The organism is Streptomyces hoynatensis, from assembly GCF_003626535.1.
GTDB lineage: Bacteria > Actinomycetota > Actinomycetes > Streptomycetales > Streptomycetaceae > Streptomyces > Streptomyces hoynatensis.
On record NZ_RBAL01000006.1, the window covers coordinates 145,124 to 168,560 of the forward strand.

Annotated in this window: 24 protein-coding genes; 15 read left to right on the forward strand and 9 right to left on the reverse strand. The window is 73.9% G+C overall.

Annotated features, from left to right (window positions below; genetic code table 11):
• Nucleotides 1-51: 51 nt before the first annotated feature.
• Nucleotides 52-768 carry a hypothetical protein gene (locus D7294_RS12810; RefSeq protein ID WP_241562317.1) on the reverse strand — a complete coding sequence of 239 codons (717 nt, stop codon included), beginning with the start codon at nt 766-768 and terminating at the stop codon, nt 52-54.
• 501 nt (nt 769-1,269) lie between these two features.
• On the opposite strand from D7294_RS12810, the gene dnaE reads away from it, so the two are divergent.
• Both dnaE and D7294_RS12820 read left to right on the forward strand, forming a co-directional pair.
• On the forward strand, nt 1,270-4,809 hold the full coding sequence (dnaE, locus tag D7294_RS12815) for a DNA polymerase III subunit alpha (RefSeq protein ID WP_120678948.1): 3,540 nt from the start codon (nt 1,270-1,272) through the stop codon (nt 4,807-4,809).
• Between the two features lie 81 nt (nt 4,810-4,890).
• The gene (locus D7294_RS12820) at nt 4,891-5,136 is read left to right on the forward strand and encodes a hypothetical protein (protein WP_120678950.1); all 246 of its coding nucleotides are present in this window, start codon (nt 4,891-4,893) and stop codon (nt 5,134-5,136) included.
• A 232-nt stretch (nt 5,137-5,368) separates the two neighbouring features.
• On the opposite strand, the gene D7294_RS33710 is transcribed toward D7294_RS12820, so the two are convergent.
• Nucleotides 5,369-5,497 (reverse strand): hypothetical protein, encoded by a 129-nt coding sequence (locus tag D7294_RS33710; protein WP_277751084.1) that lies wholly within the window; start codon nt 5,495-5,497, stop codon nt 5,369-5,371.
• Nucleotides 5,498-5,706: 209 nt separating this feature from the next.
• On the opposite strand from D7294_RS33710, the gene D7294_RS12825 reads away from it, so the two are divergent.
• Nucleotides 5,707-6,924, forward strand: coding sequence for an NYN domain-containing protein (locus tag D7294_RS12825; RefSeq protein ID WP_120678952.1), 1,218 nt, complete (start codon nt 5,707-5,709; stop codon nt 6,922-6,924).
• A gap of 141 nt (nt 6,925-7,065) precedes the next feature.
• Here the strand turns inward: D7294_RS12825 and D7294_RS12830 are convergent, their stop codons facing one another.
• Nucleotides 7,066-7,650: a hydrolase gene (locus D7294_RS12830; protein WP_120678954.1), complete on the reverse strand. Its 585-nt coding sequence runs from the start codon at nt 7,648-7,650 to the stop codon at nt 7,066-7,068.
• 431 nt (nt 7,651-8,081) lie between these two features.
• Here D7294_RS12830 and D7294_RS32465 point away from each other — a divergent pair, with 431 nt between their 5' ends.
• From D7294_RS32465 to D7294_RS12845, 3 genes are all read left to right on the forward strand, one after another.
• Nucleotides 8,082-9,134 carry an ABC transporter ATP-binding protein gene (locus D7294_RS32465; protein ID WP_147450825.1) on the forward strand — a complete coding sequence of 351 codons (1,053 nt, stop codon included), beginning with the start codon at nt 8,082-8,084 and terminating at the stop codon, nt 9,132-9,134.
• Nucleotides 9,131-9,898 (forward strand): ABC transporter permease, encoded by a 768-nt coding sequence (locus D7294_RS12840; RefSeq protein ID WP_194117746.1) that lies wholly within the window; start codon nt 9,131-9,133, stop codon nt 9,896-9,898. The genes D7294_RS32465 and D7294_RS12840 overlap by 4 nt, the downstream gene beginning before the upstream one ends.
• 83 nt (nt 9,899-9,981) lie before the next feature.
• Nucleotides 9,982-10,737 (forward strand): ABC transporter permease, encoded by a 756-nt coding sequence (locus D7294_RS12845; protein WP_194117747.1) that lies wholly within the window; start codon nt 9,982-9,984, stop codon nt 10,735-10,737.
• 33 nt (nt 10,738-10,770) lie between these two features.
• Here the strand turns inward: D7294_RS12845 and ybaK are convergent, their stop codons facing one another.
• Both ybaK and D7294_RS12855 read right to left on the reverse strand, forming a co-directional pair.
• Nucleotides 10,771-11,262, reverse strand: coding sequence for a Cys-tRNA(Pro) deacylase (gene ybaK / locus D7294_RS12850; protein ID WP_120678958.1), 492 nt, complete (start codon nt 11,260-11,262; stop codon nt 10,771-10,773).
• A gap of 164 nt (nt 11,263-11,426) precedes the next feature.
• On the reverse strand, nt 11,427-12,170 hold the full coding sequence (locus D7294_RS12855; RefSeq protein ID WP_120678960.1) for an LON peptidase substrate-binding domain-containing protein: 744 nt from the start codon (nt 12,168-12,170) through the stop codon (nt 11,427-11,429).
• Nucleotides 12,171-12,274: 104 nt separating this feature from the next.
• Between D7294_RS12855 and hisD the strand changes: the two genes are divergently transcribed.
• The 8 genes from hisD to hisF are packed head-to-tail and all read left to right on the forward strand — an operon-like array spanning nt 12,275 to nt 18,158.
• Nucleotides 12,275-13,666, forward strand: coding sequence for a histidinol dehydrogenase (gene hisD, locus D7294_RS12860; protein ID WP_120678962.1), 1,392 nt, complete (start codon nt 12,275-12,277; stop codon nt 13,664-13,666).
• The gene (locus tag D7294_RS12865) at nt 13,663-14,778 is read left to right on the forward strand and encodes a histidinol-phosphate transaminase (RefSeq protein WP_120678964.1); all 1,116 of its coding nucleotides are present in this window, start codon (nt 13,663-13,665) and stop codon (nt 14,776-14,778) included. Before hisD ends, D7294_RS12865 begins: the two co-directional genes overlap by 4 nt.
• Nucleotides 14,775-15,365, forward strand: a complete 591-nt coding sequence (gene hisB, locus D7294_RS12870) for an imidazoleglycerol-phosphate dehydratase HisB (RefSeq protein ID WP_120678966.1) — start codon at nt 14,775-14,777, stop codon at nt 15,363-15,365. The genes D7294_RS12865 and hisB overlap by 4 nt, the downstream gene beginning before the upstream one ends.
• Before the next feature lie 13 nt (nt 15,366-15,378).
• Nucleotides 15,379-15,537 (forward strand): hypothetical protein, encoded by a 159-nt coding sequence (locus D7294_RS32235; RefSeq protein ID WP_174248336.1) that lies wholly within the window; start codon nt 15,379-15,381, stop codon nt 15,535-15,537.
• Nucleotides 15,538-15,539: 2 nt separating this feature from the next.
• The gene (hisH, locus tag D7294_RS12875; protein ID WP_120678968.1) at nt 15,540-16,250 is read left to right on the forward strand and encodes an imidazole glycerol phosphate synthase subunit HisH; all 711 of its coding nucleotides are present in this window, start codon (nt 15,540-15,542) and stop codon (nt 16,248-16,250) included.
• Complete coding sequence (priA, locus tag D7294_RS12880) at nt 16,250-17,008, forward strand: bifunctional 1-(5-phosphoribosyl)-5-((5-phosphoribosylamino)methylideneamino)imidazole-4-carboxamide isomerase/phosphoribosylanthranilate isomerase PriA (protein WP_120678970.1); 759 nt, start codon at nt 16,250-16,252, stop codon at nt 17,006-17,008. Before hisH ends, priA begins: the two co-directional genes overlap by 1 nt.
• Nucleotides 17,005-17,391: a Rid family hydrolase gene (locus tag D7294_RS12885; RefSeq protein ID WP_120678972.1), complete on the forward strand. Its 387-nt coding sequence runs from the start codon at nt 17,005-17,007 to the stop codon at nt 17,389-17,391. Before priA ends, D7294_RS12885 begins: the two co-directional genes overlap by 4 nt.
• A complete protein-coding gene (hisF, locus tag D7294_RS12890) occupies nt 17,388-18,158 on the forward strand; it encodes an imidazole glycerol phosphate synthase subunit HisF (RefSeq protein ID WP_120678974.1) in 771 nt (256 codons plus the stop codon). Before D7294_RS12885 ends, hisF begins: the two co-directional genes overlap by 4 nt.
• Nucleotides 18,159-18,262: 104 nt before the next feature.
• Here hisF and D7294_RS12895 read toward each other — a convergent pair whose 3' ends face one another.
• Genes D7294_RS12895 through D7294_RS12905 form a run of 3 tightly spaced genes read right to left on the reverse strand, consistent with a single transcriptional unit; the run spans nt 18,263 to nt 21,725 of the window.
• Nucleotides 18,263-19,009, reverse strand: a complete 747-nt coding sequence (locus D7294_RS12895) for a succinate dehydrogenase/fumarate reductase iron-sulfur subunit (RefSeq protein WP_120678976.1) — start codon at nt 19,007-19,009, stop codon at nt 18,263-18,265.
• Nucleotides 19,006-20,961, reverse strand: coding sequence for a fumarate reductase/succinate dehydrogenase flavoprotein subunit (locus D7294_RS12900; protein ID WP_120678978.1), 1,956 nt, complete (start codon nt 20,959-20,961; stop codon nt 19,006-19,008). The genes D7294_RS12895 and D7294_RS12900 overlap by 4 nt, the downstream gene beginning before the upstream one ends.
• 17 nt (nt 20,962-20,978) lie before the next feature.
• A complete protein-coding gene (locus D7294_RS12905; protein WP_120678979.1) occupies nt 20,979-21,725 on the reverse strand; it encodes a succinate dehydrogenase cytochrome b subunit in 747 nt (248 codons plus the stop codon).
• A 72-nt stretch (nt 21,726-21,797) separates the two neighbouring features.
• Here D7294_RS12905 and D7294_RS12910 point away from each other — a divergent pair, with 72 nt between their 5' ends.
• Nucleotides 21,798-22,739 carry a LysR family transcriptional regulator gene (locus D7294_RS12910; protein WP_120678981.1) on the forward strand — a complete coding sequence of 314 codons (942 nt, stop codon included), beginning with the start codon at nt 21,798-21,800 and terminating at the stop codon, nt 22,737-22,739.
• 50 nt (nt 22,740-22,789) lie between these two features.
• Here the strand turns inward: D7294_RS12910 and D7294_RS12915 are convergent, their stop codons facing one another.
• On the reverse strand, nt 22,790-23,437 hold the full coding sequence (locus tag D7294_RS12915) for a hypothetical protein (RefSeq protein WP_120678983.1): 648 nt from the start codon (nt 23,435-23,437) through the stop codon (nt 22,790-22,792).

Sequence of the window (23,437 nt, forward strand, 5' to 3'; positions counted from 1 at the left end):
GCCGCGAGGGTGGGCGCGGCCTGGGCCGCGGTGCTGCCGTGGGCGGGGCGCTCAGTGGGCGAGCGCGGGCACCGGCGGAGGACCGCGCCGCGGCACGGAGTGCGGCAGCAGGAGGAGCGCGAAGGAGGGTTCGCGGCGCCCGGGGCGCGGCGTGGGCGCCGGGGCCGGGCGCCGGAGGGTGCGGGCGGCGCCCAGGGCGCGCAGCAGCGGCCCGAGGGCGACGGCGCCCGCGGTGCGCAGCAGCCGCGCGAGCGCGGCCTCGCCGCCGCGCAGCCAGGCGGCGGCGGCCAGGCCCACCGCCAGGTGGACGGCGAGCAGCAGCCAGGGGCTGGCCTGGGCAGGGCCGTGGACGGCGAGGGCGGACTGGCCCTCGGTGGCCAGCCGCGCCAGCGGGGTGGCGAAGTCGCCGCCGCCGCAGACGAGATCGACGCCGAGCAGCCGCAGCGGGCCGGTGACCGGGCCGCCGCCGGGGCCGTAACAGGCGTCCTGGCCGGTGGTGAAGACGGTGTCGGCGCCGAGCTGGAGGGGCAGCAGCAGGCCGGCGATGGCCCAGTAGCCGCGCTCGTGGCGGCCGGCCAGGCCCAGCGCGAGCAGGAAGACGGAGCCGAGCACCAGGGCGACGGCGGGCAGCGGCACGGGGGTGCCGGACAGCAGCACGTGAGCGCCCGCGGACAGCGTGACGCACAGCGCGGCGAAAACGCCGGCGCGCGCGAGCCGTACCGCGAAGGCCCCCATGGGTCCCGTGGTCCCCGAAGTCGATATGCCCATCGCTGCCGAGTGTGCCACGCGGAGATAAAAGCACGGTATGGACGTGCGATCGTCGGGTCCCGTACGTCGGGAAAGGCGAGGGAAGTCGGGGGAGGCCGGGGAAGCCGGGGAAGCCGGGGAAGGCGAGAAATGCCGGGGAAGCGAAGGAAGGCGGGAAAAGGGGGAAGGCGGCAGGCGCGTAAGGCGCATAAGGCGCGTAAGGCGGAAAGTGTGGGACAGGGCCGGGACGAGACGCGGAAAGGGGAGACGAGGCCGGGCGGCGGGCGGGGAAGGGGGCAAGGCGGGCGGGGGAAGCCGCGGGGGCGGGGCGGGACGGGGACCTGGGGCGGGGGCTCTCCGGCCACCGCGCTGACCTTGGGCGTTGTCCGCCACACCGGCCGTGACCTGGGAAAACGCCGAGCGGACGGCTCGTCGCGGCCGTCGGTCCTGGCGGGGGGCGCGGCGCGGAGTGGGGGTAGGGTGCTGAGCCTGACCCCGACCCCGCTGCGGAAGGCCCGTGGAGTGAGCAAGCCCTTCACACACCTGCATGTTCACACTCAGTATTCGCTTCTTGACGGTGCGGCACGGCTGAAGGACATGTTCAAGGCGTGCCAGGACATGGGCATGTCCCACATCGCGATCACCGACCACGGGAACCTGCACGGCGCCTACGACTTCTTCCAGCAGGCGCGGGCGGCCGACGTGACGCCGATCATCGGCATCGAGGCCTACGTGGCGCCCGAGTCGCGGCGGCACAAGCGACGGGTGCAGTGGGGCCAGCCGCACCAGAAGAAGGACGACGTCTCCGGCTCCGGCGGCTACACGCACAAGACCATCTGGGCGGCGAACAAGACCGGCCTGCACAACCTCTTCCGGCTGTCCTCGGACGCCTACACCGAGGGCTACTTCGTCAAGTGGCCCAGGATGGACAAGGAGACGCTCTCCCAGTACTCCGAGGGCCTCATCGCCTCCACCGGCTGCCCCTCGGGCGAGGTGCAGACCAGGCTGCGGCTCGGCCAGTTCGACCAGGCGCTGAAGGCGGCGGGGGAGTACCAGGACATCTTCGGCAGGGAGCGTTACTTCCTGGAGCTGATGGACCACGGCCTGGAGATCGAGACCAAGGTCAGGGAAGGGCTCCTGGAGATCGGCCGCAAACTCGGCATCCCCCCGCTGGTCACCAACGACAGCCACTACACGCACGCCGAGGAGGCCGGGGCGCACGACGCGCTGCTGTGCGTGCAGACCGGCAAGAACCTCTCCGACCCCGACCGCTTCCGCTTCGACGGCACCGGCTACTACCTGAAGTCGCCCGAGGAGATGTACGCGATCGACTCCTCGGACGCCTGGCAGCAGGGCTGCGCCAACACCCGCCTGGTGGCCGAGCAGGTCGACATCGAGGGCTGGTTCCAGCCGCGCGACCTGATGCCGCGGTTCGACGTGCCCGAGGGGTACACGGAGGTCACCTGGTTCCGCGAGGAGGTGGCCCGCGGCATGGCCCGCCGCTACCCGGGCGGGGTGCCCGAGGACCGGCAGCGGCAGGTCGAGTACGAGATGGACGTCATCGTCCAGATGGGCTTCCCCGGCTACTTCCTCGTGGTCGCCGACTTCATCATGTGGGCCAAGTCCCAGGGCATCGCGGTCGGCCCGGGCCGCGGCTCCGCGGCCGGCTCGATCGTCTCCTACGCGCTGGGCATCACCGACCTCGATCCGCTCGACCACGGCCTGATCTTCGAGCGGTTCCTGAACCCCGAGCGCATCTCGATGCCGGACGTCGACATCGACTTCGACGAGCGCAGGCGCGGCGAGGTCATCAGGTACGTCACGGAGAAGTACGGCGCGGACAAGGTGTCGATGATCGGCACCTACGGCACCATCAAGGCCAAGGCCGCGATCAAGGACGCCTCCCGCGTCCTGGGCTACCCGTACGCGATGGGCGACCGGATCACCAAGGCGATGCCCGCCGACGTGCTGGGCAAGGGCATCCCGCTCTCCGGCATCACCGACAAGGACCACCCCCGCTACAGCGAGGCGGCCGAGGTCCGGGGGATGTACGAGAACGAGCCGGACGTCAGGAAGGTCATCGACACCGCCCGCGGCCTGGAGGGCCTGGTCCGGCAGATGGGCATGCACGCGGCGGGCGTGATCATGTCCAGCGAGCGGCTCGTGGACCACGTGCCGCTGTTCGCCCCGAAGAACGACGGCGTCATCGTCACGCAGTGGGACTACCCCACCTGCGAGTCGCTCGGCCTGCTGAAGATGGACTTCCTCGGGCTGCGCAACCTGACGATCATGGACGACGCCGTCAAGCTCATCAAGCAGAACAAGAACATCGAGGTGAAGCTCCTCGAACTGCCGCTTGACGACCCGAAGACCTTCGAACTCCTCGGCCGCGGCGACACGCTGGGCGTCTTCCAGTTCGACGGCGGGCCGATGCGGTCGCTGCTGCGGATGATGAAGCCCGACGGATTCGAGGACATCTCCGCCGTCGGCGCCCTGTACCGGCCGGGCCCGATGGGCATGAACTCGCACATCAACTACGCCCTGCGCAAGAACGGCCAGCAGGAGATCATCCCGATCCACCCGGAGCTCGAGGAGCCGCTGAAGGAGATCCTCGACATCACCTACGGCCTGATCGTCTACCAGGAGCAGGTGCAGAAGGCCGCCCAGGTGCTCGCCGGGTACTCGCTCGGACAGGCGGACCTGCTCCGCCGGGCCATGGGCAAGAAGAAGAAGGAGATCCTGGAGAAGGAGTTCGTCCCCTTCCAGAAGGGCATGCGGGACAACGGCTATTCGGACGAGGCGATCCAGGCCGTGTGGGACGTGCTGGTCCCGTTCTCCGGATACGCCTTCAACAAGGCCCACTCCTCGGCGTACGGACTCGTCACCTACTGGACGGCCTATCTCAAGGCCAATTACCCGGCCGAGTACATGGCGGCGCTGCTCACCTCGGTGCGGGACGACAAGGACAAGTCGGCCGTCTATCTCAACGAGTGCCGCCGCATGGGCATCAGAGTGCTGCCGCCGGACGTCAACGAGTCGCAGGCGTTCTTCACGCCGCGCGGCGACGACGTCATCGTCTTCGGGCTCACCGCGGTCCGCAACGTCGGGCAGAACGTCGTGGATTCGATCGTGGCCACCAGAAAGGCCAAGGGCACGTACACCTCTTTCCCCGACTTCCTGGACAAGGTCGAGGCCGTGGTCTGCAACAAGCGGACCGTGGAATCACTGATCAAGGCCGGCGCCTTCGACACCCTGAAGCACACCCGCAAGGGCCTCACCGCCCATTTCGAGACGATGATCGACAATGTCGTCCAGGTCAAGCGCAAGGAGGCCGAGGGGCAGTTCGACCTCTTCGGCGGCATGGGGGACGACAACGCGGAGGACGGCCCCGGATTCGGCATGGACGTCGAGTTCTCCGAGGAGGAGTGGGAGAAGTCCTACCTGCTCGCGCAGGAGCGGGAGATGCTCGGGCTCTACGTTTCCGATCACCCCCTCTTCGGCATCGAGCACGTGCTGGACGAGAAGGCGGACGCGGCCATCTCCGCGCTCAACGGCGGGGAATACCCCGACGGGGCCACGGTCACCATCGGCGGCATCATCTCCGGCCTCCAGCGCAAGATGACCAAGCAGGGGAATCCCTGGGCGATCGCGACCGTGGAGGACCTCGGCGGCTCCCTCGACTGCATGTTCTTCCCCGCCACCTACCAGCTGGTCTCCACCCAGCTCGTGGAGGACGCGGTGGTCTTCGTCAAGGGCCGCCTGGACAAGCGGGAGGACGTGCCGCGGCTGGTCGCCATGGAACTCCAGGTGCCCGACCTGTCCGAGGCCGCGGCCGACGCCCCGGTGACCATCACCATTCCCTCGGTCCGGGTGACGCCGCCGCTCGTCGAGCGCCTCGGCGAGGTGCTCGGGCAGCACCGCGGGCCGACGGAGGTCCGGGTGAAACTCCAGGACGCCAGGACCACCAGGGTGCTGAGGCTGGACCGCCACCGGGTGCAGGCCGATCCCGCGCTCTTCGGCGATCTCAAGGCGCTTCTGGGGCCCTCCTGCTTGGCGGGATAATGGCGAGCGCTTTACCCGAATGGGGCATTCCGAGGTCTACCTTCGGTATCGAGCAAATCGCCGCATGAAAGGTGGGTTGCCGTGGATGCCCGGATGGTAGAGAAAGCTGCGTTCTTGCTTCGCGAGGCGCACGTCTCCCGGCAGGAAGCCGTGCACGCCTTGCTGGAGTATTTCCCGGGAACCGCTTTCGAGGATCGCTTGCGCTGCGTGCACGAGGCATACGACATCGTGCATCTCGGTGCGGTGCCCACGTATTCCGTGTCGTCCCAGGTGTCCGACGCGCGCTATTTCGCGGCGGCCCACGAGCGGCACGCGTTCGGTTACTGAGCCGGCCGGGCCCGCCCGCCGACGCGAAAGAGGGGCACCCCGCGTGGGGTGCCCCTCTTTCTTTCCGCCGGTGACGGCTCGCCTCGGGACCGCCGCGCCGGGCCCGCGCCGCCGTGGCGAACGGCCGGTTGCCGGATCGCGGCTCGCACGCGGCCGTACTCGCGCGATCCGGCAACGCCGCCGGCTGCCGCCTCCGGCGGCCCGGGCCCCGCGAAGATCCGAACGGCGCGGCCTAGTTGTGGCCGAAGCGCCGTTCGCGTTTGTTGCGGTTCTTCGGCTGTTCCGCCGGGGCGTCCGCGCGCGGTTCCTCGGGCGGGGGCGCGGGCCGCTGCTGCCGGTTCTGGTTCTTGTTCTTCGCCATGATCGCCTCCTCGACGTCCGCGTTCCGCGGAAGGACGGGACCGCGACCAGATTCGCACGGGGCAACATAGTTCGCATTCCGGGCGCGACGTGCGGTGGATTCGCCACGCCGAAGATCGAGTTGGCGCAGATAACGGGCGTCCGGTCGGGCAGACTCAGGGAAAGGCTCGGGGGGAAGGCTGAGGAACGCCTGAGGAAAGAGGGTGCAACGTGGACCGGTGCGTCGTCCTGGTGGACGCCGGGTATCTGCTGGGCGCCGCCGCCAGCCTGCTGGCCGGGGAGCCGTCCCGGCCGCGCATCACCGTCGATCACGCGGCCCTCATCCAGGCCCTGCGCCAGCGGGCCGAGGCCGACACCGGCCGTCATCTGCTGCGGATCTACTGGTTCGACGGCGCCCCCGACCGCGTGCCGCAGCCCGAGCACCGCAGGTTGCGCGTCATGCCGAGGGTCACCGTCAGGCTCGGCGCGCTGACGCGGAGCGACGGGCGCTGGGCGCAGAAGGGCGTGGACGCCGCGATGCACGCCGAACTCACCGAACTCGCCCGCAACCGCGCCTGCGCCGACATCGTGCTGGTCACCGGCGACGGCGACCTGCTGCCCGGCCTGATGTCGGCCAAGGAGCACGGCGTCGCGGTGCACCTGTGGGCGGTGCAGGCCGCCGACGGCGACTACAACCAGTCCGAGGACCTGGTCGCCGAGGCGGACGAGCGCCGGGTCCTCGACCGGGCGTGGATCACCCGCGCCGTGCGGGTCAACGACGCCCCGGCCGCCGGTGCCCCGCCCGCCGTCACCCGGCCCGAGATCGCCGCGATCCTCTCCGCCCCGCTGCCCGAGGCGCCGGCCGCCGCCGAGCCCGGCCCGCGAGCGCGGGCCGTGGCCGCCAAGAACGGCGCGGCCCCCGCCGACGCCGGCTGCGCCGCCGAGCGCAACGGCGCCCCCGCGGTCAAGGGCGTGCCCACCCCCAAGGACCTGGCCTCCCTGGGGCGTCAGGTGGCCTCGGCCGCGCCCGCGGCGCCCGCCACCGCCACCCTGCGCTGGTCCTCCGACCGGGGCTGGGTCGACCGCGGGCCCGAGGAGTCCACCGAGGCCGCGGCGCTGCCGATGCTCTCGCAGCTGACCACGGCCGAGCAGCGCTGGGCGGACCGGGAGGAGGACATCACGGCCGTCGGCGGGGACCCGTTCGAGGTCGGCCAGGTCTTCGCCAGGCGCTGGGCGGAACGGCTCACCGACCAGGGGCTCCTGCGGCAGCTCTCCGCCGAGTACCCCCGCATCCCGCACCGCATCGACGGTGAACTCCTGCGCTACGCCGCCAGGTTCGGGCTGCTGGCGCACAAGGACGACCAGATCGACGAGCGGGATCGCTACGCGATCCGCGCGGGCTTCTGGCGCGAGGTGGACGGGCGGACGGGCGAGGACCGGGCCTCCTGACGGATCGTTTCCCCAGCGGCCCGGCCACCCGCTCGCCGCCCGGGCGGACTTCCGCCCCGGCCGTGGCGCGCGGCTCCCCGGGCGCGGGTGCCCGCGCCCGGCGTGCCGGGCGGGCCCGTGCTGGGCGGGCCCGTGCCGGGCTCAGGGCCGGGTGCGGGCGAGCAGGTCGAGGATCTCCGCGGTGCCGCCGCTCTCGCCGAGGCGGGGGAAGATCCGGTCCAGGCTGTTGTGGTGCGCCTCGGCGTTCATGTCGGCCATCGCGTCGGTGGCCAGCGTGACGTGGTAGCCGTGGGCGTAGGCGGCCCGCGCGGTGGACTCGACGCCGATGCTGGTGGCGATGCCGCCGAGGACGACCTGGGTGACGCCGCGGCGCCGCAGCTGCACGTCCAGGTCGGTGCCGTGGAAGGCGCCCCAGTTGTGCTTGGTCACCAGGATGTCCCCGGCGTGGCCCGCCAGTTCCTCCACGAGGGTGTCCCAGCCCTCGGGCCTGGCCCCGGCGGCGCCCGCCGCCTCCGTGCGCCCCGGCAGCGCGTCCGAGCCGTCGGCGGCGAAGCTGACCCGCACCAGGACCACCGGCAGGCCGTGCGCGCGGAAGGCGCCGGCCAGTTCCACGGCCCTGGCCACCACCTCGGAGCCGGAGTGGGGGACGGTGGGGGCGGCGGCGATGCCCTTCTGCAGGTCGATGAGGACCAGGGCGGTGCGGGGGTCGAGCGTGGTGAGGGCCATGGGGGTGCGTGCCTTCCTCGGATTGCCGGGACTTCCGGGGGCGGGGCCGGACGGGTTCTGCGGGGCTCTGCGGGGTTCTGCGGGGTTCTTCCGGCCCGGCGGCCGCGCCCCGGCTCGGCTCCTCCGCCACCGGCGACCCACCGTAGATTTTTGCAGGCTGGACTGTCCAGTTCGACTGCTCAGTTTTGCCTGTATTTTCCCTGGGTCTTCCGTGGGCTCCGCCGGCCGCCCCCGGTCCCGGCGGCCCCCGCCCCGCGGCACCTTGCGGCTTCCCGGATTTCCGCGGGAGTGGTTGCGCGGCGCCGCGCGCGTCGGCGTGCGCGCCTCCCGGCATCTCCCCGCGCGCCCCCCGGCGTTCCCGCGCGCCGGGACATGTCGGGTACGTGACCCGGTGTCCTCGCGCGCGGGGGCGCCGCGTAGGCTCGGGAGCCGTGGCCTCTTCCATCGCGCGGGCCGAGCCTGCGACCGCGGCGCCGCGGCGCGCGCCTGCCCAGGCCGCGCTCAGCGTTCGCGGGCTGGTCAAGTCCTACCCGGCACGCCGCGCCCCCCGGCGCCGCGGCCGGGCCACGGCGGCCGGGGCCCGCCCGGTCCTGGCCAACGACGGGATCAGCCTGGAGGTGGCCCGCGGCGAGATCTTCGGCCTGCTCGGGCCGAACGGCGCCGGCAAGTCGACGCTGGTCAGGCAGCTCACCGGCCTGCTGCGGCCGGACGCGGGCGGCATCACGCTGCTCGGCCACGACCTCGTGCGCCACCCGCGGCGGGCCCCGCGGCTGCTGGCCTACCTCGGCCAGGAGTCGACCGCGCTCGACGAGCTGACGGTCGCCCTCGCCGCCGAGACCACCGCGCGGCTGCGGGGCCTGGACACCGCGGCCGCCCGCCGCGAACGCGACGCCGTCCTGGAGGAGCTCGGCCTCACCGCGCTCGCCGGGCGTCCGCTGAAGAAGCTCTCCGGCGGCCAGCGCAGGCTGGCCTGCGTCGCCGCCGCGCTCGCCGGCCGCCGCCAGGTGCTCGTGCTGGACGAGCCCACCACCGGCATGGACCCGGTGGCCAGGCGCGCGGTGTGGGCGGCGATAGACCGCCGCCGCGCCCAGGAGGGCACCACCGTCCTGCTGGTCACCCACAACGTCATCGAGGCCGAGACCGTGCTCGACCGGGTGGCCGTGCTCGACGCGGGCCGCGTCATCGCCTGCGACACCCCGGGCGGGCTGAAGGCCACCGTCGGCTCCGAGGTCCGGGTCGAACTCGTCTGGCGCGGGGAGCCGCCGCGGGACGTCCCCGACATCGAGGCCGCGCGCCGCCTCGCCAGCATCGCCGGGCGGCGCTGGACGCTGCGCCTGCCGCCCGACCTGGCCCGCGCCCTGGTCAGCACCGTGACCCAGGGCCCGGCCTTCGCCGCGCTCGACGACTTCACGCTGGCCACCCCGAGCCTGGAGGACGTCTACCTCGCCCTCGGCGGCCGCGGAGACGGGCTGGTGAGGGCGTGAACCCCGCCCCGCTGGCGCCCGCCGCCCGCCCGTGGCCCGCGCTGCGCACCGTGTACCTGGCCCAGCTCTCCCGCGCGCGGGTCGCCCGGATACCGCTGCTGTTCGTGGCCACCTTCCAGTCCGTCGGGATCATGATCCTCATGCGCGGGGTCGTGGACGGGGGCGACGGGGAGGAGGCGCGGGCCGTGGTCGCCGGGTCGGCGGTGCTGGTGGTCGCCTTCGTGGCCCTGAACCTGCTCGCCCAGTACTTCGGCCAGCTCCGGGCCACCGGCGGCCTCGACCACTACGCGACCCTGCCGGTGCCCGCCGCGGCCGTCGCGCTCGGCACGGCTGCGGCCTACGCCTCGTTCACCGTCCCCGGCGTGCTCGCCACCGCCGTGGCCGGCGGCCTCCTCTACCAGCTGCCGCTGGGCGGCCTGTGGGTGCTGGCGGCCGTGGTGCCGCTGGCCGGGGCGGCGCTCGCCGGGCTCGGCGCCGCCCTGGGGCTGCTCGCGCCGCGCGCCGAACTCGCCACCCTCTGCGGCCAGCTCGGTATGTCGGCCGCCCTGCTGCTCGGGGTGCTGCCGGCCGGGCACCTCCCCGGGCCCGCGCGCCTGCTGCGCGACCTGCTGCCCTCCTCCTACGGGGTGGACGCGCTCGCCGCCGCGCTCGGCCCGGCCCCCGACTGGGGCTCGGTGACCGCCGACCTGGCGGTCTGCGCGGCGGTCGGCGCCGCCGCGCTCGGCCTGGCGACCTGGGCCTACCGCAGAGCCGCCCTCAGGTGAGCCGCGTGGACCCCGGGGCACCGGGGCACCGCACGGGTGTACCCCGGGCCCGAACAGGCGGCCGGACCTGGCAGGATGGCCGGGTGACCGAACCCGAGCCCGCACCGGAAGACCGCCCTGACCGCGAAGGCCGGCACGACCCCTGGGCGGCGCCCCCGGCCGCCGGGCCCGGCCCACGCGCCAGGATCCACTGGTGGCGGGAGATACGCGAGGCCCTCCTCGTGGCGGTGCCCGTGGCCGCGGTCACCGGCGTGGCGCTCGGCCTGCTGTGGCTGTGGCGCGCGCCCCGCATCCCCCTGGTCTCCAACGGCGAGGCGGTGCTGCTCGCCGAGCCGGAGGCCGAGCAGGCCGTGGGCGCGGACGGCTGGTTCCTGCTGCTGGCCCTGGCCATCGGCGCGGTGACCGGCGTCCTGGTCTTCCTGCTGCGCCGGCGCGGGGCGGTGGCCGTCGTCCTTGGCCTGGCGGTGGGCGCGCTGGCCGGCGCGCTGCTCGCCTGGCGGTTCGGGGTCTGGTTCGGCCCGAGCGGCGACATCAGGGCGCACGCCAGGGCGGTCGGCGAGGACGTGGTCTTCGACGCGCCGCTCGACCTCGGCGGCCGGGGGGTGCTGCTCGGGCTGCCCTTCGGCGCCCTCGCCGCGCACCTGCTGTGCACCGCGGGCTGGGGGCCGCGCGAGCCCGCCCCGCCCGCGCCGGAGTACCCGGGCTGGTCCGAGGGGAACGGCGCGAACGGCGGGCCCCGGGAGGACGGCGCGAACGGCGGGCCCGGCGGAAACGGCGGGCCCGGGGAGGGCGGCGAGGAGCGTCCCCCGGACGGCGAGGGGCCGGGGGAACGCGGCTGACCGCCCCTCGCGCCGCGCCGGTGCCCCGCCGCGCTACCGCCTGGCCAGGGGAGCGGTGACCGCGCCGGTCAGGGCCAGCAGGTCGGCGGGGGCGAGTTCGATCTCCAGGCCGCGGCGGCCGGCGGAGACGAACACCGACCCGTGGCCGAGAGCCGACTCGTCCACGACCGTCGGCAGGCGCTTGCGCTGCCCCAGCGGGGAGATCCCCCCGCGCACATAGCCCGTGGTCCGCTCCGCCGCGGCGGGATCGGCCATCGCGGCGCGTTTGCCGCCCACCGCCGCGGCCAGCGCCTTGAGCCCGAGCGAGGCCGTCACCGGCACCAGGGCCACCACCAGGGCCCCGTCCACCTCGGCCACCAGCGTCTTGAACACCCGGCCCGGCTCGGCGCCCAGCGCCTCGGCCGCCTCGGCGCCGTACGAGGGGGCGGCCGGGTCGTGCGCGTACGAGTGGAGCGTGAACGCCACTCCCGCGCGGGTCGCCGCCGCCGTGGCCGGGGTGCCGCCCCCGCCCTGCTTCCTGCCCATCGAGTCCCCTCAACCGTCCGCCCGGCCGACCGCGCGCCGGGGCCGCCGCGCCGGGACGGCGGGCGGTGTGCCGAATCCAGTCCAGCGGCCGGAGGCCGCGCTCCCGGCCCCGGTCCCCGGCCGGCACCCAGGCCCGTGCCGCTCCCGGCGCCGTACGAACACGCCTAGTTGAGGCTCGTGGGGCTGGTGGTGAAGTCGGTGCCGGGCACCGAGGGCAGGCGGCTGATCACGGCGGTCTCCTGCCGGAGTATCCGCAGCTCCTCGGCGAGCCTGCTCGCGGTGTCCCGGGCCTCCAGCAGCCGTTGCTTGTCCGCCACGCACAGCATCGTCGCCGCGGCCACCAGGTAGGAGACCACGGAGGGGTCGTCCGGCAGGTCCTGGCCCGGCGCCAGGGTCCGCTCGTTGGCCCCCGCGAGCACCTTCTGGTAGGAGCGGAACGCCCGCAGCACCCCGGCGGCCAGCGCGCCCGCGCCCTCCCCGGCCACCTCGTCGAGCGGCTCCACCTCGGCCGTCAGGTAGGGGCCCGCCGCGTCCACCGACAGGAGCCGGAACCTGGTGGTGCCGGTCGCCAGCACCTCGTAGCCCTCCTGGGCCGAGCGCGGCCTGATCGTCGAGGCGTCGGCCACGCAGCCCACCCCGTGGAAGGAACGCATCGGGTCGTCCGCCGCGAACCCCGCGCCGGCCTCCGCCTCGGGCCGCTCGGCCTCGGGCAGCCCGACGGCGCTCGGCGCCACCTCGTGCCCGTCCCTGATCGCGACGACGCCGAAGGGCCGCGGGCCGTCCTCCGGCAGCTTCAGCAGGTCGCGCACCAGCGCCCGGTAGCGTGCCTCGAAGACGGTGAGCGGCAGCACCAGACCGGGGAACAGCACGGTATTCAGCGGAAAGAGCGGCAGGCGCGTCGTCGTCACGACCGGCCAGCCTATCGGCTGAGCCAGGGCCTGTGGGCCGGTCCCGCGGCCCGCATGGTGAAACGCGTCACCGGCCGCCACGGGCGGTCTGCGAGACTGGAGCCGTGCTGAACCGAATCGATCTGCGCGAATCTCCGCCCGTGCCGGGCGGGATCGACCGCGACCTGCTGCCCCGCGCCGAGTTCGACGTCGAGGCCGCCCTGGAGAAGGTGCGGCCCATCTGCGAGCACGTGCGGCATCACGGCACCGCGGCGCTGATCGAGTACGCCGAGCGCTTCGAGCAGGTCGCCATCGAGCGCACCAGGGTCCCGGCCGAGGCGCTGCGGCGCGCCCTTGCGGAGCTGGACCCGGCGGTCAGGGCCGGACTCGAGGAGTCGATCAGGCGGGCCCGCCTCGTCCACCGCGACCAGCGGCGCACCGACTCCACGGTGCGCGTCGTGCCCGGCGGCACGGTCACCGAGCGCTGGGTGCCGGTGGAGCGGGTCGGCCTGTACGTGCCGGGCGGCCGGGCCGTCTACCCGTCCTCCGTGGTGATGAACGTGGTGCCGGCCCAGGAGGCCGGCGTCGGCTCGCTCGCCGTGGCCTCGCCCCCGCAGCGGGAGCCGGGCAACGACTGGGGCGCCGGCCTGCCGCACCCCACCATCCTGGCCGCCTGCGCCCTCCTCGGCGTCGAGGAGGTCCACGCGGCCGGCGGCGCCCAGGCCATCGCCATGTTCGCGTACGGCACCGGGGAGTGCGCGCCCGTCAGCCTGGTCACCGGCCCGGGCAACGTCTACGTCGCCGCCGCCAAGCGGCTGCTCAAGGGCCGCGTCGGCATCGACGCGGAGGCGGGCCCCACCGAGATCGCGGTGCTCGCCGACGACAGCGCAGAACCCGGGCTGGTCGCCGCCGACCTGATCAGCCAGGCCGAGCACGACGTGCTGGCCGCCGCCGTGCTGGTCACCCCCTCCGTGGCGCTCGCCGACGCGGTGGACGCCGAGCTGCGCGCCAGGGTGCCCGCCGCCAGGCACCACGGGCGCATCGCCGAGGCCCTCGGCGGGCGGCAGTCGGGGACCGTGCTGGTCAGGGACCTGGAGCACGGGCTGGCCGTCGTCGACGCCTACGCCGCCGAGCACCTGGAGATCATGACCGAGGACGCGGCCCGGGTCGCCGCCCGGGTGCGCAACGCGGGCGCCGTCTTCGTCGGCCCCTACGCCCCGGTCTCGCTCGGCGACTACTGCGCCGGCTCCAACCACGTCCTGCCCACCGGCGGGTGCGCCTGCCACTCCTCGGGCCTGTCCGTGCAGTCCTTCCTGCGCGGCATCCACGTCGTGGACTACGACCGCCAGGCCCTGGCCCAGGTCGCCCACCATGTGACCGCCCTCGCCGAGGCGGAGGACCTGCCCGCCCACGGCGCGGCGGTGCGCGCCCGCTTCGAGGCCACCGCCACCCCCGCCGCCGTGCCCGCGGGCGCGGCCGGGGAGAAGGACGACTGGAAGGTTCCGCAGAGCAAGTGACCCGCATCGACGACCTGCCCCTCAGGGACGAGCTGCGCGGCATGTCCCCCTACGGGGCGCCCCAGCTCGACGTCCCGGTGAGGCTGAACACCAACGAGAACCCCTTCCCGGTGCCCGAGGCCCTGGTCAGGCTCATCGCCGACCGGGTCTCCGACGCCGCCCGCACCCTCAACCGGTACCCGGACCGGGATGCGGTGGTGCTGCGCACCCAGCTGGCCGGCTACCTGACCAGGACCACCGGGTACCAGGTGGGGCCGCACCAGGTCTGGGCGGCCAACGGCTCCAACGAGATCATCCAGCAGCTGCTCCAGGCGTTCGGCGGCCCGGGCCGCACCGCCATCGGCTTCGACCCCTCGTACTCGATGCACAGCCTGATCTCCCGGGGGACCGGCACCGGCTGGATCTCGGGGCCGCGCAACGAGCACTTCGGCATCGACCGGGAGGCCGCGGTCGCCGCCATCCACGAGCACCGGCCCGAGGTGGTCTTCGTCTGCTCGCCCAACAACCCGACGGGCACCGCGGTGGAGGCCGAGACGGTCCTCGCCCTGTACGAGGCGGCGCAGGCCGCCAGGCCGGAGCGCGGCGCCCTGGTCGTCGTGGACGAGGCGTACGCCGAGTTCAGCCACCGGCCCTCGCTGCTGCCGCTGATCGAGGGCCGCCCGACGCTGGTCCTCACCAGGACCATGTCCAAGGCGTTCGGCGCCGCCGGGCTCAGGCTCGGCTACCTCGCCGCCGACCCGGCCGTCGTCGAGGCCGTCCTGCTGGTGCGGCTGCCCTACCACCTGTCCGCGGTCACCCAGGCCACCGCGCACGCCGCCCTGGAGTTCGCCGATACGCTGCTGGGGTACGTGGACGAGCTGAAGGCGGAGCGGGACCGGCTGGTCACCGAGCTGCGGGAGATCGGCTGCGAGGTCACCGAGTCCGACGCGAACTTCGTGCAGTTCGGGCGCTTCGAGGACCCCAAGGACGTCTGGCGGCGCCTGCTCGACCACGGCGTGCTGGTACGGGACAACGGCGTGCCCGGCCGCCTGCGGGTGTCCTGTGGGACCCGGGAGGAGAACGACACCTTCCTCGACGCGGTCCGTGCCGTCATGAAGGAGATCAGCGAATGAGCCGCGTGGGCCGCGTGGAACGCACCACCAAGGAGACCTCGGTGACCGTCGAGATCGATCTCGACGGCACCGGCCGGGTCGACGTGTCGACGGGGGTCGGCTTCTTCGACCACATGCTGGACCAGCTGGGCAGGCACGGCCTGTTCGACCTCAGCGTCAAGACCGAGGGCGACCTGCACATCGACAGCCACCACACGATCGAGGACACCGCGCTCGCCCTCGGCGCCGCCTTCCGGCAGGCCCTGGGCGACAAGCGGGGGATCAGCAGGTTCGGCGACGCCTCGGTCCCGCTGGACGAGTCGCTCGCGCAGGTGACGGTGGACCTGTCGGGGCGCCCCTACCTCGTGCACCGCGAGCCGGAGGGCATGGCCCCGATGATCGGCTCCTACGACACGACGATGACCCGGCACATCCTGGAGTCCTTCGTGGCCCAGGCGCAGATCGCGCTCCACGTGCACGTGCCCTACGGGCGCAACGCGCACCACATCGTGGAGTGCCAGTTCAAGGCCCTGGCCAGGGCGCTGCGCGCGGCGAGCGAGCCGGACCCCAGGCAGCGGGACATCCCCTCCACCAAGGGCGCGCTGTGAGCGGAGACATGCGGTGAACGGAACCTCGACAGTCCTGATCGTCGCCGGGCTCTTCCTGCTCGGCGGCGTCTACTCCTTCGTCAAGCAGGGGCTGCCCAGGGGCGTGGTGGTGCTGCTCGGCCTCAGCAGCGCCCTGTGCCTGGCCACCGGCCTGCTCTCGCTGGGGAGTTGACCGTGGACGCCAAGGACACGAGCCGCGGCGGGACCACCGGCGGGACCACCGACGGGACCACCAAGGGAAAGCGCCCGAGGAAGACCGTCGTCGTCTTCGACTACGGCTTCGGCAACATCAGGTCGGCGGAGCGGGCCGTGGCCAGGGCCGGGGCCCGGGTGGAGGTCACCCGCGACTACGACACCGCGCTGAACGCCGACGGGCTGCTGGTCCCGGGCGTCGGCGCGTTCGCCGCCTGCATGAACGGGCTCAGGCAGGCCAGGGGTGACTGGGTCATCGGCCGCAGGCTGGCCGGGGGGCGGCCGGTGCTCGGCATCTGCGTCGGCATGCAGATCCTCTTCGCCCGCGGCATCGAGCACGGCCACACCAGCGAGGGCCTGGACGAGTGGCCGGGAACGGTCGGCCCGCTGAAGGCCGAGATCGTGCCCCACATGGGGTGGAACACGGTGCGCGCCCCGGCCGGCTCGGCGCTCTTCGCGGGCCTGGGCCCCGAGGAGCGCTACTACTTCGTCCACTCCTACGCGGTCCACGACTGGGAGCTGCCGCCCGGCGGCCCGGCCGGCACCGCACCGCCCCAGGTCACCTGGGCCACCCACGGCGAGCCCTTCGTCGCCGCCGTGGAGAACGGCCCGCTGTGGGCCACCCAGTTCCACCCGGAGAAATCGGGCGACGCCGGGGCGCGCCTCCTCACCAACTGGATCGAGACCCTGTGATGACGAACCCGCCGCGGGTGACGCCCGCCACCCTCGAACTGCTGCCCGCCGTCGACGTGCGCGGGGGGCAGGCCGTCCGCCTGGTGCACGGCGAGTCCGGCACCGAGACCGCCTACGGCGACCCCCTGCAGGCCGCGCTCGCCTGGCAGCGGGCCGGCGCCGGCTGGCTGCACCTGGTCGACCTGGACGCCGCCTTCGGCACCGGGGACAACCGGGAGCAGATCGCGGAGGTGGTGCGCGCCATGGACATCCGCGTCGAGCTCTCCGGCGGCATCCGCGACGACGAGACCCTCGCCGCCGCGCTCGCCACCGGCTGCACCCGGGTCAACCTGGGCACGGCGGCCCTGGAGTCGCCCGACTGGGTGGCCCGGGTCATCGCCGAGCACGGGGACCGGGTCGCCGTCGGGCTCGACGTCCGCGGCACCACGCTGCGCGGCCGCGGCTGGACCAGGGACGGCGGCGACCTCTTCGAGACGCTGGCCCGGCTGAACGCCGAGGGCTGCGCCCGCTACGTCGTCACCGACATCAACAAGGACGGGACGCTGCGCGGCCCGAACCTCGACCTGCTGCGCAGCGTGTGCGCCGCGACCGACCGCCCGGTCGTCGCCTCGGGCGGCGTCTCCTCCCTCGACGACCTGCGGGCGCTGGCGGGCCTGGTGCCGGAAGGTGTGGAGGGGGCCATCGTCGGCAAGGCGCTCTACGCCGGGGCCTTCACCCTGGAAGAGGCGCTGCGGGCGACGGAGGCGGAGACGACGTGAGCATAGAACGGGTGCGGACGGGCGGCGCGTGGGAGCGGGCGCTGGGCTCCTCGCGGGCGGTGGCGGCGGGGGACCTCGTGCTGGTGGCCGGGTCGGCGCCGCCGGCCGCGGGGGCGGACGCCGGGGACCCCTACGAGCAGGCCAGGGCCGCGCTCGCCGGGGCGGTGGCGGCCCTGGAACCCTTCGGCCTGGGCGCCGAGTCCGTGATCCGCACCCGCCTCTACCTCAGCCACGCGCGCGACGCGGAGGACGTGCAGCGCGCGCACCGGGAGGTGTTCGCCTCCGTGGGGCCGGTGGTGACCATGGTCGTGGTCTCCGGCTTCGCGGACTCCCGGGTGCTGGTCGAGGTGGAACTCGAAGCCTACCGAGGAGCCGTGACGTGAGCCTTGCCGTACGAGTGATCCCCTGCCTGGACGTGGACGGGGGCCGGGTCGTGAAGGGCGTCAACTTCCGGAACCTGCGGGATGCGGGCGACCCGGTCGAGATGGCGCGGGTCTACGACGCGGAGGGCGCGGACGAGCTGACGTTCCTCGACATCACCGCCTCCTCGGGCAACCGGGAGACCACCTACGACGTGGTGCGCAGGACCGCGGAGCAGGTGTTCATCCCGCTGACGGTGGGCGGCGGCGTGCGCACCGCCGAGGACGTGGACCGGCTGCTGCGGGCCGGCGCCGACAAGGTCGGCGTCAACACGGCGGCCATCGCGAGGCCCGAGCTGCTGCGGGAGATCGCGGAGCGGTTCGGCCGGCAGGTGCTGGTGCTCTCGGTGGACGCCCGCCGCTGCCCCGAGGGGACGGGCACGCCCTCCGGGTTCGAGGTGACCACGCACGGGGGGCGGCGCGGCACCGGGATCGACGCCGTGGAGTGGGCCCACCGGGCGGCCGAGCTGGGGGCGGGGGAGATCCTGCTCAACTCCATGGACGCCGACGGGACGAAGGACGGCTACGACACGGAGATGATCGCGGCGGTCCGCGCCTGCGTGAGCGTGCCGGTGATCGCCTCGGGCGGGGCGGGGCGCCTCGGGCACTTCGCGCCCGCCATCGCGGCGGGGGCCGACGCGGTGCTGGCCGCCTCGGTGTTCCACTTCGGCGACCTGCGCGTCGGCGCGGTCAAGGAGGCCCTGCGGGAGGCCGGGCACCCCGTGCGGTAGCCGGGGGCCGGGCGGGCGGACGAACGGGGGTGCCCCCCAGCGCGCCGGCCGCGGGCGCGCTGCCGTTCCGGGGGCCGCCCCCGCCGCCGGTCCGCGGCTGTGGCCTACGCGGCGCCCTTGCGCGTGGCGCGCAGGTACTCGCGGTTCAGGGTGGCGATCGAGGCCAGCGGGATGCCCTTGGGGCAGACCGTGGTGCACACGCCGGTGTGGGTGCAGCCGCCGAAGCCCTCCGCGTCCATGGCGTCCACCATGTCGAGCACCCGGCGCTCCCGCTCGGGCCCGCCCTGCGGCAGGGAGTTGAGGTGGACGACCTTGGCGGCGGTGAACAGCATCGCCGAGCCGTTGGGGCAGGCCGCGACGCAGGCGCCGCAGCCGATGCACTCGGCGTTCTCGAAGGCGGTGTCGGCGGCGGCCTTGGGCACCGGCGTGGCGTGCGCCTCGGGGGCGCTGCCCGTCGGGGCCGTGATGTAGCCGCCGGAGCCGATCACCCGGTCGAAGGCGGAGCGGTCCACGACCAGGTCCTTGACGACGGGGAAGGCGGCCGAGCGCCAGGGCTCGACGTCGATCGTGTCGCCGTCCCGGAAGTGCCGCATGTGCAGCTGGCAGGTGGTGGTGCGCTCCGGGCCGTGCGCCTCGCCGTTGATGACCACGCCGCAGGCGCCGCAGATGCCCTCGCGGCAGTCGTGGTCGAAGGCCACCGGCTCCTCGCCGCGCAGGATCAGCTCCTCGTTGAGGGTGTCGAGCATTTCGAGGAAGGACATGTCGGGGGAGACGTCCGCGACCTCGTAGGTGGTCATGGCGCCCGGCTCCTCGGGGCCGCGCTGCCGCCAGATGCGCAGGGTGAGGTTCACGTGTAGCTCCGCTGGGTGGGGTGGACGTATGCGAAGGTCAGCTGCTCCTTGTGCAGCACGGGGGCCTCGCCCGGGGCGGTGAACTCCCAGGCAGCCGCGTAGGAGAACTCCTCGTCGCGGCGCTCCGCCTCGCCCTCGGGGGTCTGGCTCTCCTCCCGGAAGTGGCCGCCGCAGGACTCGGTGCGGTGCAGCGCGTCCAGGCACATCAGCTCGGCCAGCTCCAGGTAGTCGCCGACCCGGTTGGCCTTCTCCAGGGACTGGTTGAGCTCCTGTCCGCTGCCCGGCACCCTGACCCGGCGCCAGAACTCCTCGCGCAGCTCGGGTATCCGCCCCAGGGCCTTGCGCAGGCCGGCCTCGTTGCGGGCCATGCCGCACTCGTCCCACAGCAGTTCGCCGAGCTCGCGGTGGAAGGACTCCGGGGTGCGGTCCCCGTCGGCCGCGAGCAGCCGGCCGAGGCGTTCGGTCACCGCGGAGGTGGCCTCGGCGATGGCCGGGTGGCCGGCGGGCACCTCCTCGTGCGGGTGCCGGGCGAGGTAGTCGGCCAGGGTGGCGGGGAGGATGAAGTAGCCGTCGGCCAGGCCCTGCATCAGCGCGGAGGCGCCCAGCCGGTTGGCGCCGTGGTCGGAGAAGTTGGCCTCCCCGATGGCGAACAGGCCGGGAATGGTGGTCTGCAGGTCGTAGTCGACCCACAGGCCGCCCATCGTGTAGTGGATCGCCGGGTAGATCCGCATCGGGACGCGGTAGGGGTCCTCGGCGGTGATCCGCTCGTACATCTCGAAGAGGTTCCCGTAGCGGGCGGCCACGGCCTCGCGGCCGAGCCGGGCGATGGCGTCGGCGAAGTCGAGGTAGACGCCCTGCCCGCCGGGGCCGACGCCCCGGCCCTCGTCGCAGACGTTCTTCGCGGCCCGGGAGGCGATGTCCCGCGGCACCAGGTTGCCGAACGAGGGGTAGATCCGCTCCAGGTAGTAGTCGCGGTCCTCCTCGGGGATCTCGGCCGGGGGCCGGGTGTCCCCGGGCCGCTTCGGCACCCAGATCCGGCCGTCGTTGCGCAGCGACTCGCTCATCAGCGTCAGCTTCGACTGGTGGTCGCCCGAGCGCGGGATGCAGGTGGGGTGGATCTGCGTGAAGCAGGGGTTGGCGAAGTAGGCGCCGCGCCGGTGGGCGCGCCAGATGGCGGTGGCGTTGGAGTTCTTCGCGTTGGTCGACAGGTGGAAGACGTTGCCGTAGCCGCCGGTGGCCAGCACCACCGCGTCGGCCAGGTAGGTGCCGACGCGCCCGGTGATCAGGTCGCGGGCGACGATGCCGCGGGCCCTGCCGTCGATCACGATCAGGTCGAGCATCTCGGTGCGCGGGTGCATCTCCACGTTGCCCGCGGCGATCTGCCGGGAGAGCGCCTGGTAGGCGCCGAGCAGCAGCTGCTGCCCGGTCTGGCCGCGGGCGTAGAAGGTGCGGGAGACCTGGACCCCGCCGAAGGAGCGGGTGTCGAGCAGGCCGCCGTACTCGCGGGCGAAGGGGACGCCCTGGGCGACGCACTGGTCGATGATCTCCACCGAGACCTCGGCGAGCCGGTGCACGTTGGACTCGCGGGCCCGGAAGTCGCCGCCCTTGACGGTGTCGTAGAACAGCCGCTGCACGGAGTCGCCGTCGTTGCGGTAGTTCTTCGCGGCGTTGATGCCGCCCTGGGCGGCGATGGAGTGGGCGCGGCGCGGGGAGTCCTGGTAGCAGAACTGGACGACGTGGTAGCCCTGTTCGGCCAGGGTGGCGCCGGCGGAGCCGCCGGCCAGGCCGGTGCCCACGACGATGACGGTGTGCTTGCGGCGGTTGGCCGGGTTGACGAGCTTCGCCTCGAAACGGCGGCGCGACCAGCGTTCCGCGATCGGCCCCGTGGGCGCCTTGGTGTCGGCGAGCGGCTCGCCGACGCGGTAGTCGGCGAAGGAGTTCGGGGAGGTCATGGTCGGTCGATCACTCCTTAGTCCACGAGCCCGGTCATGACGCCCACGGGGACGGAGAGGAAGCCGCAGGTGAGGATGAGGGCGAGGCCGTTGGCCGCGAGGGTCCAGGCGCGCTCGCGGCCGCGGCCGCCGGCGCCGAGGGTCCTGGCCGCGCCGGCGAAGCCGTGCCTGAGGTGCAGGCCGACGGCGAGCATGGCGACGATGTAGATCACGTTGCCGTACCAGGTCTGGAAGCTCGCGACGATGTTCTCGTAGGGGTGGCCCGCCTGGCCGCGCGGGTTCACGGTGCCCGTGGTCAGGTCCAGGATGTGCCAGATCACGAACAGGCCGATGATCACGCCGCCCCAGCGCATGGTGTGGGTGGCGTAGCTGCTGCGCCGCCCGCGGTGGGCGTACCCGACCGGGCGGGCCGCGAGGTCGCGGCGGCTGAGCTGGTAGGCGGCGACGGCGTGCGCGACCAGGGCGAGCAGCAGCACCGGGCGCATGATCCACAGGAACCAGCCGTGGTGCAGCGCGGGCTCGCCTATGGTGCGCAGCCAGTGGGCGTACCCGTTCATCTCGTCGGGGCCGAAGAAGACCTTCAGGTTGCCGATCATGTGCGCCACCAGGTACAGCAGCATGATCAGCCCGCTGACGGCCATGACCGCCTTCTTGCCGACCGTCGAGTGCCACAGCCGCCCCGCGGCCGTGGTGGGCCGCCGGCGCGGCGGCCCGGGCGCGGGTGGGGTGGGGGCCTTCGTCGGCGTTCGCGTCGCCAGTGCCATGGCACCGAAGGTAGGGTCGGGCCTCCCGATCAGTCCAAGACATAGAAACGCTGCTTTTGATAGCCTGTTCCTATGCAACTGCAGCAGCTCCGCTACTTCGCGGCGGTCGCCGAGACCCGGCACTTCACGCGGGCCGCCCAGCAGGAACACGTCGCCCAGCCCTCGCTCTCCCAGCAGATCCGGGCGCTGGAAAGGGAGCTGGGCGCCGAGCTGTTCCACCGGGCCCGTGGCCACATCTCGCTGACCGACGCCGGGGCCGCGCTGCTGCCGCTGGCCCGCCGCATCCTGGCCGACACCGAGACGGCCCGCCGGGAGGTGCAGGAGGTGGCCCAGCTGCGCGGGGGCCGGGTCAGGCTCGGGGCGACGCCCAGCCTGTGCGCCGGCCTGGTGCCCGGCGTGCTGCGGACGTTCCGGGACAGCTACCCGGGGGTGGAGCTCTTCGTGCACGAGGACGGCTCGCAGGACCTGGTGCGCATCCTGGCCGACGGCGAACTCGACCTGGCGCTGATCATCACGCCGCTGCCGGGGCAGGCCCCGGCGCTGGCCACCGAGGAGCTGCTGCGCGAGGAGCTGGTCGTCGTCTCCTCGCCCCTGGAGCCGGCGCCGGTCGCGAGCGGGCCCGGCGGGCGGATCAGGATCGAGGACCTGCGCGAGCAGCCGATGGTGATGTTCCGGCACGGCTACGACCTGCGGGAGCTGACCCTCGCCGCCTGTCAGGGGGCCGGATTCCAGCCCGCGTTCAGCGTGGAGGGCGGGGAGATGGACGCCGTGCTGGGCTTCGTGCGGGCGGGGCTCGGCGTGGCGGTGGTGCCCAGCATGGTGGCGGAGCGCTCCGGGCTGCGGGCCACCGCCTTCGCCGCGCCCGGCCTGCAGCGCACCATCTCGGTGGCGCACCGCGGCGACGTCTCGCCCCCGCGGGCGGCGCGGGAGCTGCGGCGCATCCTCATCGAGCGCGGCGGCAGGGCCCGGGGCGGGACCCGCGGGCCGGGGGGCGGCGGGCGGGCCGGAGCCTGAGCGGCCGCCCCTTCGGCGGGGCGAGGCCCCCTCGGCGGGGCGGGCCCCCGTCAGTGATGCGGGAGGGGGCCGGGGGTCCCGGCGTCCTCGGCCGGCTCCGCCAACTCCCCGGTGCGCACCCGGTGGCGCAGGTCGACGGCGACGGCGGCCAGGGCGAGCAGGCCGCCGCCGACCAGCGCCAGCGGCAGCAGCATCCACACGAAGACCCCGCACATCACGCAGGCGGCGGCCAGCAGCGCCGAGCCCGCCGGGTCACGCAGCCCGCGCTCCGCCGCCTCGGCCACCACCTCCCTGGGCCCGCGGTCCGGCCGCCAGACCGCCGCGGTGCGCAGCAGCAGCGCCGCCCAGGCGGCGAGCAGCAGCATCATCACCGCGAGCACGCCGCCCGCGCCCGGCAGCACCCCGGCCTGGGCGAGCGAGAGGTTCCACAGCAGCAGCAGCGCCACCCCGAAGAAGCCGAGCGCGGCCGGCCACTGGGTGCGGCAGGCGGTGGCGAAGTCCCGCAGCAGGTCCCAGGACCTGACGCTCTCGCCGTCGAGGTGGCGCCGCAGGTGCGCGGCTCCCGCCGCGAGCGCGGGCAGCGCGGTGACCAGCGGCAGACAGAGCACCGCAATCAGCACGCCGGTGATGAGGACCTCGCCGAACAGGGCGAAGCCGGTGTTCCACCGCCTGCCCAGCTGGTCGTGCTCCCGCGCCAT

Coding starts and splice junctions, on each gene's coding strand:
- D7294_RS12810 (WP_241562317.1), bottom strand. CDS start 768: ATGGGCATATCGACTTCGGGGACCACGGGACCCATGGGGGCCTTCGCG.
- D7294_RS33710 (WP_277751084.1), bottom strand. CDS start 5,497: ATGGCGAAGAACAAGAACCAGAACCGGCAGCAGCGGCCCGCGCCCCCG.
- D7294_RS12830 (WP_120678954.1), bottom strand. CDS start 7,650: ATGGCCCTCACCACGCTCGACCCCCGCACCGCCCTGGTCCTCATCGAC.
- ybaK (WP_120678958.1), bottom strand. CDS start 11,262: ATGGGCAGGAAGCAGGGCGGGGGCGGCACCCCGGCCACGGCGGCGGCG.
- hisB (WP_120678966.1), top strand. CDS start 14,775: ATGAGCCGCGTGGGCCGCGTGGAACGCACCACCAAGGAGACCTCGGTG.
- priA (WP_120678970.1), top strand. CDS start 16,250: ATGACGAACCCGCCGCGGGTGACGCCCGCCACCCTCGAACTGCTGCCC.
- D7294_RS12900 (WP_120678978.1), bottom strand. CDS start 20,961: ATGACCTCCCCGAACTCCTTCGCCGACTACCGCGTCGGCGAGCCGCTC.
- D7294_RS12905 (WP_120678979.1), bottom strand. CDS start 21,725: ATGGCACTGGCGACGCGAACGCCGACGAAGGCCCCCACCCCACCCGCG.
- D7294_RS12910 (WP_120678981.1), top strand. CDS start 21,798: ATGCAACTGCAGCAGCTCCGCTACTTCGCGGCGGTCGCCGAGACCCGG.
- D7294_RS12915 (WP_120678983.1), bottom strand. CDS start 23,437: ATGGCGCGGGAGCACGACCAGCTGGGCAGGCGGTGGAACACCGGCTTC.